The sequence below is a fragment of the Kiloniellales bacterium genome (genome assembly GCA_030066685.1).
Taxonomy (GTDB): Bacteria; Pseudomonadota; Alphaproteobacteria; order Kiloniellales; family JAKSBE01; genus JAKSBE01.
Map to the genome: position 1 here is coordinate 67,175 of JASJBF010000051.1, position 16,282 is coordinate 83,456.

The window sequence follows — 16,282 nt, forward strand, 5'->3', positions numbered from 1 at the left end:
TCATGTGCGGCATCATCGGAATCCTTGGCAAGGCGCCGGCAGCGGCGCTTCTGCTCGACGCGCTCAAGCGCCTGGAGTACCGCGGCTACGACTCGGCTGGCGTGGCGACCCTGGTCAACGGCAAGATCGAGCGCCGGCGGGCCGAGGGCAAGCTGGTCAACCTGGCGCAGCGCCTGGAGGCCGAGCCCCTGGACGGAACCACCGGCATCGGCCACACCCGCTGGGCGACCCACGGCGTGCCCAACGAGACCAACGCCCACCCCCACGCCAACGAGCGCGTCGCGGTGGTCCACAACGGCATCATCGAGAACTTCCGCGAGCTGCGGGCCGAGCTGGAAGGCCAGGGCCACGCCTTCGAGACCGAGACCGACACCGAGGTCATGGTCCACTTGATCACCGAGGGCCTCAACCAGCAGAAGACCCCGCAGGAAGCGGTCGCCGGCGCCCTCAAACGCCTGGATGGCGCCTTCGCCCTGGCCATCGTTTTTGCCGGGCGCCACGATCTGATGATCGGCGCGCGGCGCGGCAGCCCGCTGGCGGTCGGTTACGGCGAGGGCGAGATGTTCCTCGGCTCCGATGCCCTGGGGCTGGCGCCGCTGACCGACCGGATCTGCTATCTCGAGGAGGGCGACTGGGTCGAGGTCGGCCCCGACGGCGCCGTGGTGCACGACGAGAGCGGCGCGGTGGTCGAGCGCAAGGTGGTCCAGACCGCACTCTCCGGGGCCGCCATCGGCAAGGGCCAGTACCGCCACTTCATGCAGAAGGAGATCTTCGAGCAGCCGGCGGTGATCGGCGACACCCTGCAGACCTTCGTCAACCCGCTGTTCCGCGAGGTCGGCCTGCCGGCGCTGCCCTTCGACCTGGCGGCGTTGCCGCGGATCACCATCTCGGCCTGCGGCACCGCCTTCCTGGCCGGCATGGTCGCCAAGTACTGGTTCGAGCAGATCGCCCGCCAGCCGGTCGAGATCGACATCGCCTCGGAGTTCCGCTACCGCGAGGCGCCGATGCCCGAGGGCGGGCTCAGCCTCTTCATCTCCCAGTCCGGCGAGACCATCGACACCCTGGCCGCCCTGCACTACGCCAAGTCCCAGGGGCAGCAGATCCTATCCATCGTCAACGTGCCGGAGAGCGCCATCGAGCGGGCCTCGGACGCAACCCTGATGACCCTGGCCGGGCCGGAGATCGGCGTCGCCTCGACCAAGGCCTTCACGACCCAGCTCACGGCCTTGGCCTGCCTGGTGCTGGTCACGGCACGGGCCCGCGGCGCCATCGATGCGACGCGCGAGGCCGAGCTCTCGAGCGCCCTGACCGAGGTCCCGGCCCGGGCCGCCGAGATCCTCAACCACGACCGGGCGATCCGCCGCCTGGCGCAGGAGCTGGCCGAAGCCCGCGACGTGCTCTTCCTCGGCCGCGGCAGCCTCTATCCCCTGGCCCTGGAAGGCGCGCTCAAGCTGAAGGAGATCAGCTACATCCACGCCGAGGGCTACGCCGCCGGCGAGATGAAGCACGGCCCCATCGCGCTGATCGACGACGGCGTGCCGGTGATCGTCTGCGCGCCCTCGGGCCCGCTCTTCGACAAGACCGCCTCCAACGCCCAGGAAGTCATCGCCCGCGGCGGCCGGGTGATCTTCATCTCCGACGCCGAGGGCATCGCGCGCTTCGGCGACGGCGCCAGGCACACGATCGCCCTGCCCAGGGTCGATCCCTTCGTCGCGCCCATCCTCTACGCCGTGCCGGTCCAGCTGCTGGCCTACCACACCGCCGTGGTCAAGGGCACCGACGTCGACCAGCCCCGCAACCTCGCCAAGTCGGTGACCGTGGAGTAGATTCCCGCCGTCCCCGTTGTGACTTGGGAGGGATAGCGGCGGATGATCTTCTTCTTTTCGCTCGACTCGGCGTTCAGGAACTTCGGCAATTTCTGGGGACGCTCCGGGCGTGCCGAGTTCTGGCTCTGGATGCTCTTCGGTTTCTGCCTGCTCTGGACGATGAGCTTCAGCGTCGCCCTGGTCGAGGGCTTCGGGGCCCTCGACATGTCGGCGGCGGCTTTCGGGCGCGCCTTCACCGAAAAGACCGGCGGCCTCGAGACGCCCTTAAAGATCTTTCTGCTCGCCTTTTCGGCGGTCACCTTCCTGCCGTCGCTCGCCCTCTCGGTCCGCCGCCTCCACGACACCGGCCGATCCGGCGCATGGATCCTGATCCAACTGGTGCCGGTCGTCGGAGCCTTCGTGTTGCTCTACTTCTTCGTTATGCCCGGCGATCCGGAACCCAACCGCTACGGCCCGCCGCCGCCGCCCGGCATCGCGACCTGAGCCGCCGCGCCGGGGCGGGTTTGGCCCCGCTGGCTTTCCTTGGGGCTTTTGCAAGACCGATATAGCGGGGTGCTGCGCTGCCGCTAGCCGTCGGTGGCCGGCCGGGCGCCGGCCTCCTGCAGCACCGGGTCATGGGCCTGGCTCTCCAGAAAGCGCCGATAGGCTTCGGGATCGCTGCTGCCGCGGCGGTGGAAGAAGATCTGCTGGGCGAGCCGGCGGGTGACGCCGAGGCGCAGCGCGGCCTCGACCAGGAGGTTCGGCGGCGCCAGGTCCAGGGCGCGCCGTAGCCGGCGTTTGAGCCGGAAGCGGGGCAGTTCGGCGGCCAGCACGCGGCCGGGCTCGCCACCGCCGTCCAGCAGGTGGTCCGAGACGACCTGCGCCGCGCGCCGGCCGAAGCGGTAGGCGAGCTGGATGCCGCCGCCGGTCATGGGCGAGGCCAGCCCGGCGGCGTCGCCGACCAGCAGCGCGCCGGGACGCCAGAGGGGTCGGACCGGGCCGCCGGCCGGGATCACCCCGGCCCGGCGGGCCAGGGGCGTCCGGCCCTCCAGGCCGAAGCGCGGGCCGTGGCGGGCGAGGAAGCCGCCGAGGTCCGGCTTGCGGCCGGCGGTCGCCGCCAGGCCGACCTGGGTGATGCCGACCCCGGCGACGATCCAGGCGAGATAGCCCGGCGCCAGGCGGCTGTCGAGGAAGCAATGCAGGAACGCCGGGGCGACCGCCGGCGCCTCGGGGAGCTCGGCCTCGAGACCCGTGAGGAAGTGCCGGTTGCGGCCGAGCCCGAGCGTCTCCGCCACCCGGGAGCGGGCGCCGTCGGCGCCGATCAGGAAGCGGGTCTCGATCGGCGGCGCGGCCAGGCGCCAGCCGGCGCCGCAGGGCGCGGCGCCCTCGAAGCGCAGGTCGTAGAAGACCTCGGCCCCGGCACGCTGGGCCTCCGCGGCCAGCCAGCGCAGCAGGCCGGGGGTGTCGCTGGCCAGGAAGTAGTAGCCGGGCGCGAAGAGGTCGAGGTGGCGGCCCGAGGGCGCGTAGAGGCGCACGCCCCGGATCCGGCGGGTCAGGCGCGCCGGGATGTCGACCTCGTCGGCGGCCTCCTTGACCATGATCCCGGTCGTGTGGGGCCGCGCCCCGGCGTCCGGCTTGGCCTCCAGGACCGCGACCCGGAGGCCGCGCTGGGCGGCGACCCGGGCGCAGACCAGCCCGGCGAAGCCGCCGCCCACGATGGTCAGGTCGTAGCGCCGCATGGTCCCTCTCGCTCCTTGCCCCGGCCTTGCAGACCACAGCCTGCCGACACAAGCGGGCGGGACGGCGGTGAAGGCAGGCCGCTTTCATGGCGGGATTCGGGCGCCGCGCCGCTTTCAAAGTCCCGCGCGGCGGCGGTATACTGCCGCCCGAGCCCGACATGCCAATGCGCGACCCCTGGGGAGGTGGACCATGCCGTCAGAAGCCCATGCCAGAATCGAAAGCGGGGCGCCGGCCCTGACGGACCCGGATCTCTTCCGGGAGCTCTGCTACATCGACGGCCAGTGGGTCGGCGCCGAGTCCGGCGAGACCCAGGAGGTCAACAACCCGGCCAGCGGCGACGTCATGGGGACGGTGCCCAAGATGGGCGCCGAGGAGACCCGGCGCGCCATCGAGGCGGCCGAGCGCGCCTGGCCGGCCTGGCGGGCCAAGACCGCCAAGGAGCGCGCCGCGGTGCTGCGCCGCTGGTACGAGCTGATGACGGAGAACCAGGACGACCTGGCGGTCCTGATGACCATGGAGCAGGGCAAGCCGCTCGCCGAGGCCAAGGGCGAGATCGCCTACGGCGCCAGCTTCATCGAATGGTTCGCCGAGGAAGGCAAGCGGATCTACGGCGACACCATCCCCCAGCACCAGCCCGACAAGCGCATCGTGGTGATCAAGCAGCCGGTCGGCGTGGTCGCCACCATTACGCCGTGGAACTTCCCCAACGCCATGATCACCCGCAAGTGCGGCCCGGCCCTGGCGGCCGGCTGCCCGGTGGTGGTCAAGCCGGCCAGCCAGACGCCCTATTCGGCGCTGGCCCTGGCGGAGCTGGCCGAGCGGGCGGGCCTGCCCAAGGGCGTCCTCAACGTCGTCACCGGCTCGGCCTCGGCGATCGGCGAGGAGATGACCTCGAACCCGATCGTGCGCAAGCTCTCCTTCACCGGCTCCACCGAGATCGGCAAGCTCCTGATGCAGCAGAGCGCGGCCACGGTGAAGAAGGTCTCGATGGAGCTGGGCGGCAACGCGCCCTTCATCGTCTTCGACGACGCCGACCTGGACGCCGCGGTCGAGGGCGCCATCCTCTGCAAGTTCCGCAACACCGGCCAGACCTGCGTCTGCGCCAACCGTATCCTGGTCCAGGAGTCCGTTTACGACGCCTTCGCCGAGAAGCTGGCGGCGGCGGTCGCCAAGCTCAAGGTCGGCAACGGCCTGGAGGCCGGCATCAGCCAGGGCCCGCTGATCGACCTGGCGGCGCTCGAGAAGGTTGAGGAGCACGTCGCCGATGCCACGGAGAAGGGCGCCCGGGTGGTCTCGGGCGGACAGCGCCACGCCCTGGGCGGCACCTTCTACGAGCCGACCATCCTGGCCGAGGTTACGACCGAGATGAAGGTCACCAAAGAGGAGACCTTCGGCCCGGTGGCGCCGCTGTTCCGCTTCAAGACCGAGGAGGAGGCAGTCGCCATGGCCAACGACACCGAGTTCGGCCTGGCCGCCTACTTCTACGCCCGCGACCTGGGCCGGGTCTGGCGGGTCGGCGAGGCCCTGGAGAGCGGCATCGTCGGCATCAACACCGGCATCATCTCGACCGAGGTCGCGCCCTTCGGCGGGGTCAAGGAATCCGGCGTCGGCCGCGAGGGCTCCCACTACGGCATGGACGAGTTCCTGGAGGTCAAATACCTCTGCATGGGCGGGGTTTAGGAGCTCGGCTCCTCAGTACTGACCGTAGCCTGACTGCGTGCTCGAGGCTCTCCATTGGAGTCTCGACCGTACAACCGCGCGTGCACGCTTTCGGGTACCAGCCTGTCCGAGAGTCTCCCAAATGCGGCCGCCGCGCCGCGCAACCCGGATTTCTCGGTTCGATCCCAAGATGCCATTCCGTAGACCGAACTATTCGGTTCTACTGCGTGACAAATCCTGCACGTGCCAGCCCGAACTCACATCAAAATGGCGAACCGAGCATTCGTCGATCAGGTCCTCATAACCCGCGGGTAGGAATGAGCTTTGCCAATCCTGCCCAAATCGGGCCCTTACAGCGTCCAGATTCGTCCACATCGACACGAATACGACAACATTTTCACCGCCCTGGACGCATCGACCGAAAAAATGCCCTAAGTTGCCAGGCTTGTCTCGGACGACATCTGCCGATGTCGTAGCAAAATTCTCCAATAGCCTATCGGCACATCCCTGTTTGGTTCGAACCTCAAAAACCCGCAACAGCGGCCCATCCGTTGTCATGTCGTGCTCCGCGCAATCAGTGTCGGTGAGGCAGGCTTAGCACGCCGACGCACTTCACGCATTGGTCTGCCGGCGCGGCGTGCAAACGGCAGCTTGTGCCTAAAGCGGACCACCCAGCGGCCTCGCACGCTCGTCCGGTCTGGCACCGGCATCGGACGCTCTGAGTTCAAGTCTGCTTCCATGGTGGTTCCTGCCGGAATGCACTCGGTCCGGTGGACCGATGCCCTCGACAAAAGATCGGCCTTGAGCGGAAGGGCGCTCTGGGGCCTTGCCGAGATTCCATATTCGAGATATTTTCTCTTATATGGAAGTCCTGTCCGCAGATGACGCCTCCGTCGACCGGCGAATCGCCCAACGGCTGAAGGGCCTGCGGGCCGAACGCGGCTGGTCCCTGGACGAGCTGGCGCGGCGCAGCGCGGTCAGCCGGGCCAGCCTGTCGCGGCTCGAGAACGGGGAGGTGAGCCCGACCGCAAGCGTGCTGGGCAGGCTTTGCGCCGCCTACGGTCTGAGCCTCTCGCGGCTGATGTACTTGGTCGAGGACGGCTTCGCGCCGCTGGTCCGTCGGGAGGCGCAGCCGGTCTGGACGGACCGGGAGAGCGGCTTTCGGCGGCGATCGCTCTCCCCGCCCGCGCAGAGCCTGGCCGGCGAGGCCCTGGCGTGCGAACTCGAGGCGGGCCGCCACATCGCCTACGAGCGCCCGCCGCGGCCGGGGCTGGAGCACCACCTGCACCTGGTCGAGGGCCGGCTGGAGGTGACCGTCGACGGGCGGCGCCACGACCTGCGGCCCGGCGACTGCCTGCGCTACCAGCTCTTCGGCCCCAGCGCTTTCGCCACCCCCGCGGAGAGCGGCGCCAGGTACACCCTCTTCATCGTGTGAGGCGCTATGGCCAGACATCCGGAACCCGAAATCTCGACCTTCACGGCCGACGACATCGTGCGCCACGTCCGCGAGCTCGGCGCGCTCCTCCAGGACTGTGTGCAGGACGGGGCCAGCATCAGCTTCGTGCTGCCCTTCACGACGGAGGAGGCCGAGGCCTTCTGGCGACGGAAGGTGCTGCCGGCGGTCCGCGGCGGCGGTCTCCTGCTCCTGGTCGCGCGCCAGGACGGCGTCATCGCGGGCTCCGTCCAGCTGGACCACGATACGCCGCCCAACCAGCCCCATCGGGCCGAGGTCCGCAAGCTCATGGTCCATCCCGGCTTCCGCCGCCAGGGCCTGGCCAGGGCCTTGATGGTCGAGCTCGAGCGTCTTGCGTTCCGGATGGGGCGGCGCCTGATCACCCTGGACACCCGCACCGGCGATGCGGCCGAGCCGCTCTACGCCTCGCTGGACTACAAGACGGCGGGGATCATCCCGGATTTCTGCCGCGACACCATCGAAGACCGGCTCGATCCGACCACGATCATGTACAAGGCGCTTTGAAGCGGCGGTCTTCCGCTCGGCTCAGGCGCCGGCCGTCGAGGCCCGCGCCGCCGCCCGCCGCCGGTGACGAGCGAAGAGGGCGAGGGCCAGGAGCACGGCCGCCAGGGGCAGGGTCGCGGCGAGATTGATCGCGCCCCAGCCCGCGGTGTTGTGCAGCGCGCCGGCGGAAAGCGCGGTGCAGGCCACGGTGCCCCAGACCAGGAACTCGTTCATCGCCTGGACCTTGGCCTTCTCCTCGGGCCGATAGCTCTCGGTCAGCAAGGTCGTGCCGCCGACGAAGAGGAAGTTCCAGCCGACCCCGAGCAGGACCAGAGCTGCGGCGAAGGTCCAGACGTCGCCGGCGCCCAGGAGGTTCACCGCCGTGCAGCCGAGCATCAGGACGGCGCCGGTGATCAGCACCCGCAGCACGCCGAAGCGCGCGATCACGTGGCCGGTGAAGAAGGAGGGGGCGTACATGCCGAGCACGTGCCATTGGATCACCAGGGCCGCGCTGTCGAAGGGATGGCCCTGGCCGATCATGGCCGGCGGCGTCACCGTCATCACCAGGTTCATGGTGCCGTAGCCGATCAGGGCGCAAAGCACGGCGACGATGAAGACCGGCTGGCGTGCCAGCTCCAGGATCGGCCGTCCGCCCCGGCTGCGTTCCGTGTCACCCGGCTTCGGGATGGTCGTGAATTGCAGAAGCAGCAGGATCACCAGGGACAGCAGGGCGATCATCAGGTAGCCCCCGGCGAAAGGCGCCTCCAGAAGGTCCTTGGAGCGCTTGGCGAGCTCCGGCCCGAGGATCGCGGCGATCACGCCGCCGGCCAGGACCAGGGAAATCGCCCGGCTCCTGAAGGCCTCGTCGGCGACGTCGGCGGCCGCGAAGCGATAGAACATGACTCCCACGGCCGACGCGCCGAAGGGGAGCGAGGTCAGACAGAAGAGCAGGAAGCTTTCGGCCGAGATCGCCCAGGCGCCGAGCAGTCCGGCGAGGATCCCGAGGCCGGCGCTGAGGCTCAGGCCCAGGCGCCGGCCGCGCTGCTTCATCAGGTAGGCGGCCGGCATCGCCAGCAGCATGACCGACACCCACTGCAACGCCAGAGGCAGCGTCGCCAGGCGGACGTCCGGGGCCAGCTTGGCCCCGACCAGCGCGGTGAAGCTCAGCATCAGGGTGGCGCTGCTCATGCCGGCCGCCTGGCACAGGGCCAGCAGAAAGACGTTGCGGCGCCGATGCTTTGCCGCTTCGGCCGGACTCATGGCGGAGGGTCCCTGTACGCAGCTGGGATCTTGGAGGCGCGGCCCTTACCGCCGCGCCGTCCCTGTCCTATCATCCGGGCCGGGTCGGTGGCAAACGCCTCGGCTTGTGGCGCCGCAGGGCTTTAGGGAGCAAGAGGAATGAAGGCCTACGAGATCGTCTCGCCGGAAGGCATCGATGCCCTGGCCCTGCAGGAGCGTCCGCAGTCCGAGCCCGGTCCCGGGCAGATCCTGGTCCGGCTGCGCGCCTCCTCGATCAACTATCGCGACCTGCTCAACGTCCTCGATCCGCCGGCGCGGGGCATCGACTACCCCCGAATCCCCAACTCCGACGGCGCCGGCGAGGTGCTCGAGGTCGGGCCGGGGGTGACCCGCTTCCGGACCGGCGACCGGGTCGCCGGCTGCTTCTTCCAGCGCTGGCCGGCCGGCGGCATCACGCCGGAGGCCATGGCCAGCGCCCTGGGCGGGCCGGTCGACGGCCTGCTGGCGGAAACCGCGGTCCTGGAAGAGGACGGGGCGGTCGCCATCCCCGAGCACCTGTCCTTCGAGGAGGCCGCGACCCTGCCCTGCGCCGCCCTGACCGCCTGGCACATCCTGGTCGAGATGGGCCGGATCAAGGCCGGCGACACGGTGCTGACCCTGGGCACCGGCGGGGTCTCGATCTTCGCCCTTCAGTTCGCCGTCCAGCAGGGCGCCCGGGTCATCGTGACCTCCAGCAGCGACGACAAGCTGGCCCGCGCGCGCGAGCTGGGCGCCTGGCAGACCGTCAATTACCGGAGCACTCCGGACTGGGAGCGGGCGGTCCTGGAGCTGACCAGGGGCCGCGGCGCCGACGTCGTGGTCGAGGTCGGCGGCGCCGGCACCCTGGAGAAGTCGATCCAGGCGGTCCGGGTTGGCGGCCGCATCGGCCTGGTCGGGGTCTTGACCGGCGGCCGGATCGACCCGACCAGCGTGATGCGCAAGTCGATCCGCCTGCAGGGCATCTACGTCGGCAGCCGGGAGATGTTCGAGGCCATGAACCGGGCGATCGCCGCCGGCGGCCTGAGGCCGGTCATCGACCGCGGCTTCGGCTTCGAGGAGGCCCGCGCCGCCTACCACCACATGCGGAGCGGCGGCCACTTCGGCAAGATCGTGATCAAGATTCCATAAACCAACCCGCGGTGAAACAAACCAAAAGGAGTTACGACGATAAAGTCCTGATACCTTAAGGTGAATTTTGGAAGTTGCGGTCTCTACGGCTCATTAATATTTGTCGGTTATTTTCGGGACCCGTCTTAAAGCCAGCGAACAAGCCTTCAGGAGCAGATTATGGATCGTCGCAGCCTTCTGCGCTTCACCGTTGCCGGGGCCGCCGTCGGCATCATCGCGCCGCGTGGCGTCTTGGCCGGTTCCACCGCTTTCAATCCCCTGCGCGCGCCCATAGCCGGCGCTCTCTACTACACCGAGGACGCGCCAGGCCGCTGGAGCAAGAAGGTGAACGGTCACCTGCCGCGCTTCGAGCGCGAGGGGAACATCATCGAAGTCGCTACCGGTCACGAGATGAACGGCTTCGAGCACTACATCGTCAAGCATCAGGTCTTCGACCGGGACTTCAAGCTGATCGCCGAGAAGATGTTCAATCCGGCCACCGACGCGCCGGTCTCGCGCCACGACATCTCGGGCCACGGCGGCCGCGTCTATGCGCTCAGCTTTTGCAACAAGCACGACGCCTGGCTGAACGCCCTGGACGTCTGACGCCTGCTGAAGCTTCTGCCGAGCAATGCGCCGGGTCTCCTGCCTGTCTTGAGTGGGAGGTCCGGCGCAAGCACTTGACAATGGATAAAAATTTGCGGTCATAGTCCTGCTCCCTGCACCACCCGGGAGCCTGCCATGACCGACCCGACCCTAGCTTTCTACGCCACTCAGTCCGCTCACTCCGACCCGCAAGACTTTGCCCGGCTCATCGCCGCCGCGCCCGCCGATTGGGCCGGTCTCTGCCGATGGGTGCAAAACCTCGTCTTCCACATCTACGATGCCAGCGAGCTGGATCCGCCCCTGCCGGCCGAACGGCAGCAGGATCGCCGGGCCCGCCGCGTCTCGGAGATCCTGGAGCGAATCGGCGACGCAGGCCCTGGAGACCTCGGAAGGCCGCGGGCGCCGCAGCAGCGCTTCTCCGGGACCTGCCGAGACTTTGCCCTGCTGACCTGCAGCCTGCTTCGGCATCAGGCGGTTCCGGCCCGGCTCCGGGTCGGCTTCGCCGGCTACTTCAATGCGCCGCGTTTCGAGGACCACTGGCTCTGTGAGGCCTGGGACTCGAATCAAGGGCGCTGGCGGCTTCTTGACGCTCAGCTTGGCCCGGAAGACCGGCGGCGTTTCCAGGTGGCTTTCGATCCTTTGGACGTGCCTCGCGATGCCTTCCTCACCGCGGGGGCGGCGTGGCAGTCTCTGCGCACGGGAGACAGGGAGGCAAAGCGCTTCGGCGTCTCCTTCGTCGGGATCGAGGGGGCCTGGTTCGTGGCGAGCAGCCTGTTCCGCGACCTGGCGGCCCTCAACAAAGTGGAGCTGGAGCCCTGGGACTACTGGTCGCATACGCTCGCGATCTCGGAACGCCATGAGGTGCCTGAGGGCCTGGAGCCGCTCCTCGACGAGATCGCCGCGGCGCTGGCGGCGGACCCGATCGACTTCGATGCCGTTCGGCAGTTGTATGCGCGGCCGGACCTGGGCGTGCCGGGCGAGGTGGTCTGCTATCCCTCCGGCGAACTGGAGCGGGCCCGGGTCTTCTAGTCGTTCCGCCGTTCTTGCTTCGAGCAGAGGCTAGCGACATGTCGCTTCCGGGTGTCTAGATTGGAGAATCGCGGTGTCGTCATTCCTGGTACAAACCGGTCCGTAGGCATGTCGGAGAACACCAACCATCAGGTCCTGCTGGTCGCACGCCCGGAGGGCGGGGTGCGGGAGGACTGCTTCCGACTGGAGGCTGCGCCACGGCCCGAGCCCGGGCCGGGGCAGCTGCTGGTCCGGGTGATTTACCTCTCGCTCGACCCGGCCATGCGGGGCTGGATCTCCGAGGCGCCGAACTACCGTGAGGCGCTGCCCTTGGGCTCGGTCATGACCGGCTTCACCGTGGGCGAGGTGGCGGCCTCCCGGCATCCCGACTACGCCGTGGGCGATGTCGTCCTGGGCCGCCAGGGCTGGCGGGAATGGGCGGTCTCGGACGGCAGCGACGTCCACCGCAAGCTCGATCCGGCCGAGGCGCCGATCTCGACCGCGCTTCACGTTCTGGGGCACACTGGTCTCACCGCCTATCTCGGGCTGACCGAGGTCGGCCGGCCGGCGGCCGGGGAAACGGTTATGGTCTCGACCGCGGCCGGCGCGGTCGGCTCCATGGTCGGGCAGATCGCGAAGCTCAAGGGCTGTCGCAGCGTGGGCCTGACCGGATCGGACGAGAAGGTGGCGCGCTGCCGCACCGACTTCGGCTACGACGCGGCGATCAACTACAAGACGGCGGCCGACCTCGAGGCCGCGATCGCTGCGGCCTGTCCCGACGGCATCGACGTCTATTTCGACAACGTCGGCGGCCCGATCTCCGACGCCGTGCTGGAGCGGATCAACGTCGGCGCCCGCATCATCGTCTGCGGCACCATGGGCATCCCGGACGGCGGGCCGGACGATCCGCCGCCCCTGGGCCCGCGGCCCAACCGCCAGCTGCTGATCAGGCGGGCGCGGATGGAGGGCTTCCTGGTGCTCGACCACCTGGCCAGCCTGGACCGCCTGCCGGCCGAGCTGGTCGCCTGGGTCCGGGACGGAAAGCTCGGTTATCGGGAGGACAGGGTGCAGGGCCTGGAGAACGCGGCTTCGGCGCTTCTGCGCCTTCTTTCCGGCCAAAACCTCGGCAAGATGATCGTCCAGGTCGCCGCCGACCCGACACTTTCCGAGGGTTAGCCCTTCGCGCGCATGCTTTCGGTCGAGCACCTCTCCTACGACTACCCCGGCACCCGCGCGCTGCAGGACGTGTCCTTCGGTCTGACGCCGCAGAGCATCACCGCCCTGGTCGGCCCCAACGGCGCCGGCAAGACCACCCTCTTGCGCTGCATGGCGGCCCTGGCCGAGCCGATCGCCGGCCGCGTGCTCCTGGAAGGGCAGGACGTTCACGAGGAGCCGCGCGAGAGCCACAAGGCCATGGGCTACCTCTCGGACTTCTTCGGCCTCTACGACCACCTGACCGTGCAGCAGTGCCTGCGCCATCGGGCGGCCGCCCAGGGCGTCGCGTCCGGGCGCCGGGCCGAACTGGTCGCGCGGGCGGCACAGCGCACGGACCTCGACGACCGTCTGAGGCAGCCGGCCGGCGCCCTGTCGCGCGGCCTGCGCCAGCGCCTGGCGATCGCCCAGGCGATCCTCCACGAACCGCGATTCCTCCTGCTCGACGAGCCGGCCTCGGGGCTGGATCCCGAGGCGCGGCAGCGGCTCTCGGAGCTGCTGCTCAAGCTGCGCGACGAGGGCATGACCCTGATCGTCTCCTCGCACATCCTGGCCGAGCTGCGAGACTACTCCAGCCACATGCTGATCCTGCGCGACGGCCGCCTGGTGCATCACGGCCCGGTCGCCGGCGAGGCCGAGGCGGACGCTCGTGTGGCGGTGGTGATCGATCTCTCGGCGCCCGCGCCACGCTTCGCGGAGCTGCTGGCCGCCGGCGCGGGGGTGACGGTTCTGAGCTGCAGCGAGACCAGCGCCCGAGTCCTGCTGGCGGAAGCGCCGGCCACGCGCGAAGCTCTGCTGCGGCACCTGGTCGAGGCCGGTCTGCCGGTCTGCGGCTTCAAGGTCGAGCGGAGCGACCTGCAGGATGCCTACATGGCGCAGGTCAAGGAGGCCGGCGGTGCAGCTTAACCCCGAGTTTCGCCGCTACCTCTGGCTCGAAATGAGTCCGCAGCGACTGATCGCGATGCCGGCGATCCTGGGGGCGATTTTCCTGCTTCTCTGGCTCAGCGGTCGCGATACGGCGGCCTTCGGCGACTGGAGCCTCGGCATCTACCTGCTGCTGGTCCTGCTCTGGGGCACGCGCCTGGCCGCCTCCGCCGTGGTCTCCGAGGTCCGCGCCAGGACCTGGGATTGGCAGCGCATGTCGGCCGTGCGGCCCTGGCAGATGACCTGGGGCAAGCTCTTCGGCTCCACGGTTTTCGTTTGGTTCGGTGCCTTGATCTGCCTCGGCGTCTTCGCCCTCGAGCTGCTCCTGAGCGGACAGGGCGCAGAGCTTCCGCGGAGGGTCTTTCTCGTCCTGGCCGTCGCGGTCCTGGCCCATGCGGTCAGCCTGGCGACCAGCCTGCTGTGGCTGCGCCGGCGTGACCTCGATCGGCGCTCGGTGGTGCCCCTGCCCCAGGTGCTCGGCTTCGTGGCGGGCGGATACACCTACTACGAGGCTTCGGCCGCCCTCGACGCCGGTGCCGACGGCTTCGCCGCCCTGGCCTGGCACGGCATGACCTTCGATCTCGACCGCTTCGTCCTGGTCAGCCTCGCGGTCTTCCTCGCCTGGTCCCTGCTCGCCGTCTACCGCCTGATGCAGGCCGAGCTGCAGGTCCGGCAGCGGCCCTGGGCCTGGGCAACCTTCGTGATCTTCCTGATGGTCTATCTTAGCGGCCTGCCGACCCTGCGCCTGGAGCAGCTGGGCACGACCGGGCTGCTGACGGCACGTCTCCTGCTGGCCCTCGGGGTCGCGCTGGCGCTGGCCTACGCCACCTGTTTTCTCTTCGAGAAGGATCCCATTTCCTGGCGCGGCTTGCTCTTGGCGCTCAAGGGTGGCGACACCCGGCGGACGCTGCGCCTGCTCCCGCAGTGGCTGATCGTTACCGTCATCACGGCGCTGGCCGCGCTGGCCTATCTCGTCTGCGTTCTCCTGCTGGACGATCTTCGGGGCCTGGACGAGGTCCTGCTGGGCATGGGCTTCCAACAGGCCAGCATTCTGATGACCGTCGGCCTGTTGGGCTTTTTGCTGCGCGATCTGGTGATCATCCTGTTGCTCAACCTGCGCGGCGGCCGACCGCACGCTGCGGCCCTGGTCTACCTTTTGGTCCTTCACCTTCTGGTACCGGCTCTCATGATCGCCTTGGGTATTGGGGGTCTGGTCGGCCTGGTGTCGCCCTTCGCCCAGATCCCGGCCCTGCCGCTCCAGGTCTTCTTCCTTGGCGCGGCACCGGTACAGCCGCCCGGCTTCATGTTCACCGATCTCGCGCAGGTGCCCTGGCTCATCGCCCTGGGACCCTTGCCACAGGTAGCGTTGCTGGCCGTCCTGCTCGCCGGCCGCTGGCGGCGCTTCCAGTCCGATATCGACAGGTCGCTGGCTCACGAAGCCGTGTAGCTGCCCGGCGCCCCGGGCGCTACAAAACAGGGGCCGCCGCGCCCAGATAGCGGATGTCAAAACAGCGAGGGGACAGGCCATGGCCAAGTACGACTACGACCTCTTCGTCATCGGCGCCGGCTCCGGCGGCGTGCGCGGCGCGCGCATGGCCGCGGCGACCGGCGCCCGGGTCGGCATCGCCGAGGAGTACCGCTACGGCGGGACCTGCGTCATCCGCGGCTGCATCCCCAAGAAGCTCCTGGTCTACGCCTCGCACTTCCACGAGGACTTCGAGGACGCTGCGGGCTTCGGCTGGGAGGTGCCAGAGGCCGGTTTCGACTGGGCCCGCCTGATCGCCAGCAAGGACCGGGAGATCGCCCGCCTGGAGGGCGTCTACCGCCGGCTGCTCGACAACGCCGGGGTCGAGATGCACGACGGCCGGGCGGTCATGGTCGACCCCCACACGGTGGAGGTCGGCGGCCGGCGCATGACCGCGGGGATCATCCTGATCGCGACCGGCGGCCATCCCTTCATCCCCGACCACCCCGGCATCGAGCACGCCATCACCTCCAACGAGGCCTTCCACCTCTCCGAGCTGCCGCGCCGGGTGATGGTCGCCGGCGGCGGCTACATCGCGGTCGAGTTCGCCGGGATCTTCAACGGCCTGGGCGCCGAGGTGACGCAGGTCTACCGCGGCCCCCGGGTGCTGCGCGGCTTCGACGAGGACATCCGCGCCAGGGTCGACGCCGAGATGGCCAAGAAGGGCGTCGCCTTCAAGTACAACACGGTCATCGACCACGTGGCCAGGCGCGCCGACGGGGTGCTCGAGGTGGCCCTGACCGACGGCGCGACCCTGGAGGTCGACTGCCTGATGCTGGCCATCGGCCGGCGGCCCAACACCGCGGGCCTGGGCCTGGAGGAGGCGGGCGTCGCGCTCGGCGAGAAGGGCGCCGTCGCGGTCGATGCCTATTCCAGGACCAGCCGGGAGAACATCTACGCGGTCGGCGACGTCACCGACCGGATCAACCTGACCCCGGTCGCGTTGGCCGAGGCCATGGCCTTCGTCGACACGGTCTTCAAGGGCGTGCCGCGGGCCATGAACCACGAGACCGTCGCCTCGGCCGTGTTCAGCCAGCCGCCGGTGGCGACGGTCGGCCTGACCGAGGACGAGGCCCGCGCCCGGCTCGATCGGATCGAGATCTACCGCTCGAGCTTCAGGCCGCTGAAGCACACCCTCTCCGGCCGGGACGAGAAAGCCATGATGAAGCTGGTGGTCGACGCCCGGACCCGGCGGATCCTGGGCGCCCACATGGTCGGCCCCGATGCCGCCGAGATCATCCAGGGCGTCGCCATCGCGGTGAAGATGGGGGCGACCAAGGAGGACTTCGACGCCACGGTCGGCATCCACCCCACCGCCGCCGAGGAGTTCGTCACCATGCGCGAGCCGGTCCCGGAGCCGGAGAAGCAGGCGGCGGAATAGGGTCATCCCCTCACCCAGCTCCGGCTAAGGCTCGGCCTTCGGCCGCGCCAATCCTCCACATCCCTCTCCCGCGGGGAGAG

General features: G+C 69.3%; 14 protein-coding genes. 12 read left to right on the top strand and 2 right to left on the bottom strand.

What is annotated here, in order from left to right:
• Nucleotides 1-2: 2 nt before the first annotated feature.
• Entirely contained in the window at nt 3-1,826 is a 1,824-nt protein-coding gene (gene glmS / locus QNJ30_24630) for a glutamine--fructose-6-phosphate transaminase (isomerizing) (protein MDJ0946646.1), read from the top strand.
• A gap of 42 nt (nt 1,827-1,868) precedes the next feature.
• Entirely contained in the window at nt 1,869-2,309 is a 441-nt protein-coding gene (locus tag QNJ30_24635; protein ID MDJ0946647.1) for a DUF805 domain-containing protein, read from the top strand.
• Between the two features lie 83 nt (nt 2,310-2,392).
• Here the strand turns inward: QNJ30_24635 and QNJ30_24640 are convergent, their stop codons facing one another.
• On the bottom strand, nt 2,393-3,544 hold the full coding sequence (locus tag QNJ30_24640) for an NAD(P)/FAD-dependent oxidoreductase (protein ID MDJ0946648.1): 1,152 nt from the start codon (nt 3,542-3,544) through the stop codon (nt 2,393-2,395).
• A gap of 190 nt (nt 3,545-3,734) precedes the next feature.
• Between QNJ30_24640 and gabD the strand changes: the two genes are divergently transcribed.
• From gabD to QNJ30_24655, 3 genes are all read left to right on the top strand, one after another.
• The gene (gene gabD, locus QNJ30_24645; GenBank protein ID MDJ0946649.1) at nt 3,735-5,225 is read left to right on the top strand and encodes an NADP-dependent succinate-semialdehyde dehydrogenase; all 1,491 of its coding nucleotides are present in this window, start codon (nt 3,735-3,737) and stop codon (nt 5,223-5,225) included.
• A gap of 841 nt (nt 5,226-6,066) precedes the next feature.
• A complete protein-coding gene (locus tag QNJ30_24650) occupies nt 6,067-6,639 on the top strand; it encodes an XRE family transcriptional regulator (GenBank protein MDJ0946650.1) in 573 nt (190 codons plus the stop codon).
• Between the two features lie 6 nt (nt 6,640-6,645).
• Nucleotides 6,646-7,182, top strand: coding sequence for a GNAT family N-acetyltransferase (locus QNJ30_24655; GenBank protein ID MDJ0946651.1), 537 nt, complete (start codon nt 6,646-6,648; stop codon nt 7,180-7,182).
• 21 nt (nt 7,183-7,203) lie between these two features.
• On the opposite strand, the gene QNJ30_24660 is transcribed toward QNJ30_24655, so the two are convergent.
• Nucleotides 7,204-8,421, bottom strand: a complete 1,218-nt coding sequence (locus QNJ30_24660; protein ID MDJ0946652.1) for an MFS transporter — start codon at nt 8,419-8,421, stop codon at nt 7,204-7,206.
• Nucleotides 8,422-8,559: 138 nt separating this feature from the next.
• Between QNJ30_24660 and QNJ30_24665 the strand changes: the two genes are divergently transcribed.
• The 7 genes from QNJ30_24665 (at nt 8,560) to gor (ending at nt 16,202) form a co-directional block, all read left to right on the top strand.
• Nucleotides 8,560-9,567, top strand: a complete 1,008-nt coding sequence (locus QNJ30_24665; protein ID MDJ0946653.1) for an NAD(P)-dependent alcohol dehydrogenase — start codon at nt 8,560-8,562, stop codon at nt 9,565-9,567.
• Between the two features lie 159 nt (nt 9,568-9,726).
• On the top strand, nt 9,727-10,152 hold the full coding sequence (locus QNJ30_24670) for a hypothetical protein (GenBank protein ID MDJ0946654.1): 426 nt from the start codon (nt 9,727-9,729) through the stop codon (nt 10,150-10,152).
• 135 nt (nt 10,153-10,287) lie between these two features.
• The gene (locus QNJ30_24675) at nt 10,288-11,181 is read left to right on the top strand and encodes a transglutaminase-like domain-containing protein (GenBank protein ID MDJ0946655.1); all 894 of its coding nucleotides are present in this window, start codon (nt 10,288-10,290) and stop codon (nt 11,179-11,181) included.
• A 108-nt stretch (nt 11,182-11,289) separates the two neighbouring features.
• Complete coding sequence (locus QNJ30_24680; protein MDJ0946656.1) at nt 11,290-12,336, top strand: NADP-dependent oxidoreductase; 1,047 nt, start codon at nt 11,290-11,292, stop codon at nt 12,334-12,336.
• 12 nt (nt 12,337-12,348) lie between these two features.
• Nucleotides 12,349-13,278: an ABC transporter ATP-binding protein gene (locus QNJ30_24685; protein ID MDJ0946657.1), complete on the top strand. Its 930-nt coding sequence runs from the start codon at nt 12,349-12,351 to the stop codon at nt 13,276-13,278.
• Nucleotides 13,268-14,743 (top strand): hypothetical protein, encoded by a 1,476-nt coding sequence (locus QNJ30_24690; GenBank protein ID MDJ0946658.1) that lies wholly within the window; start codon nt 13,268-13,270, stop codon nt 14,741-14,743. Before QNJ30_24685 ends, QNJ30_24690 begins: the two co-directional genes overlap by 11 nt.
• 79 nt (nt 14,744-14,822) lie before the next feature.
• Nucleotides 14,823-16,202, top strand: coding sequence for a glutathione-disulfide reductase (gene gor, locus QNJ30_24695; protein ID MDJ0946659.1), 1,380 nt, complete (start codon nt 14,823-14,825; stop codon nt 16,200-16,202).
• The last annotated feature ends 80 nt before the right edge of the window (nt 16,203-16,282 follow it).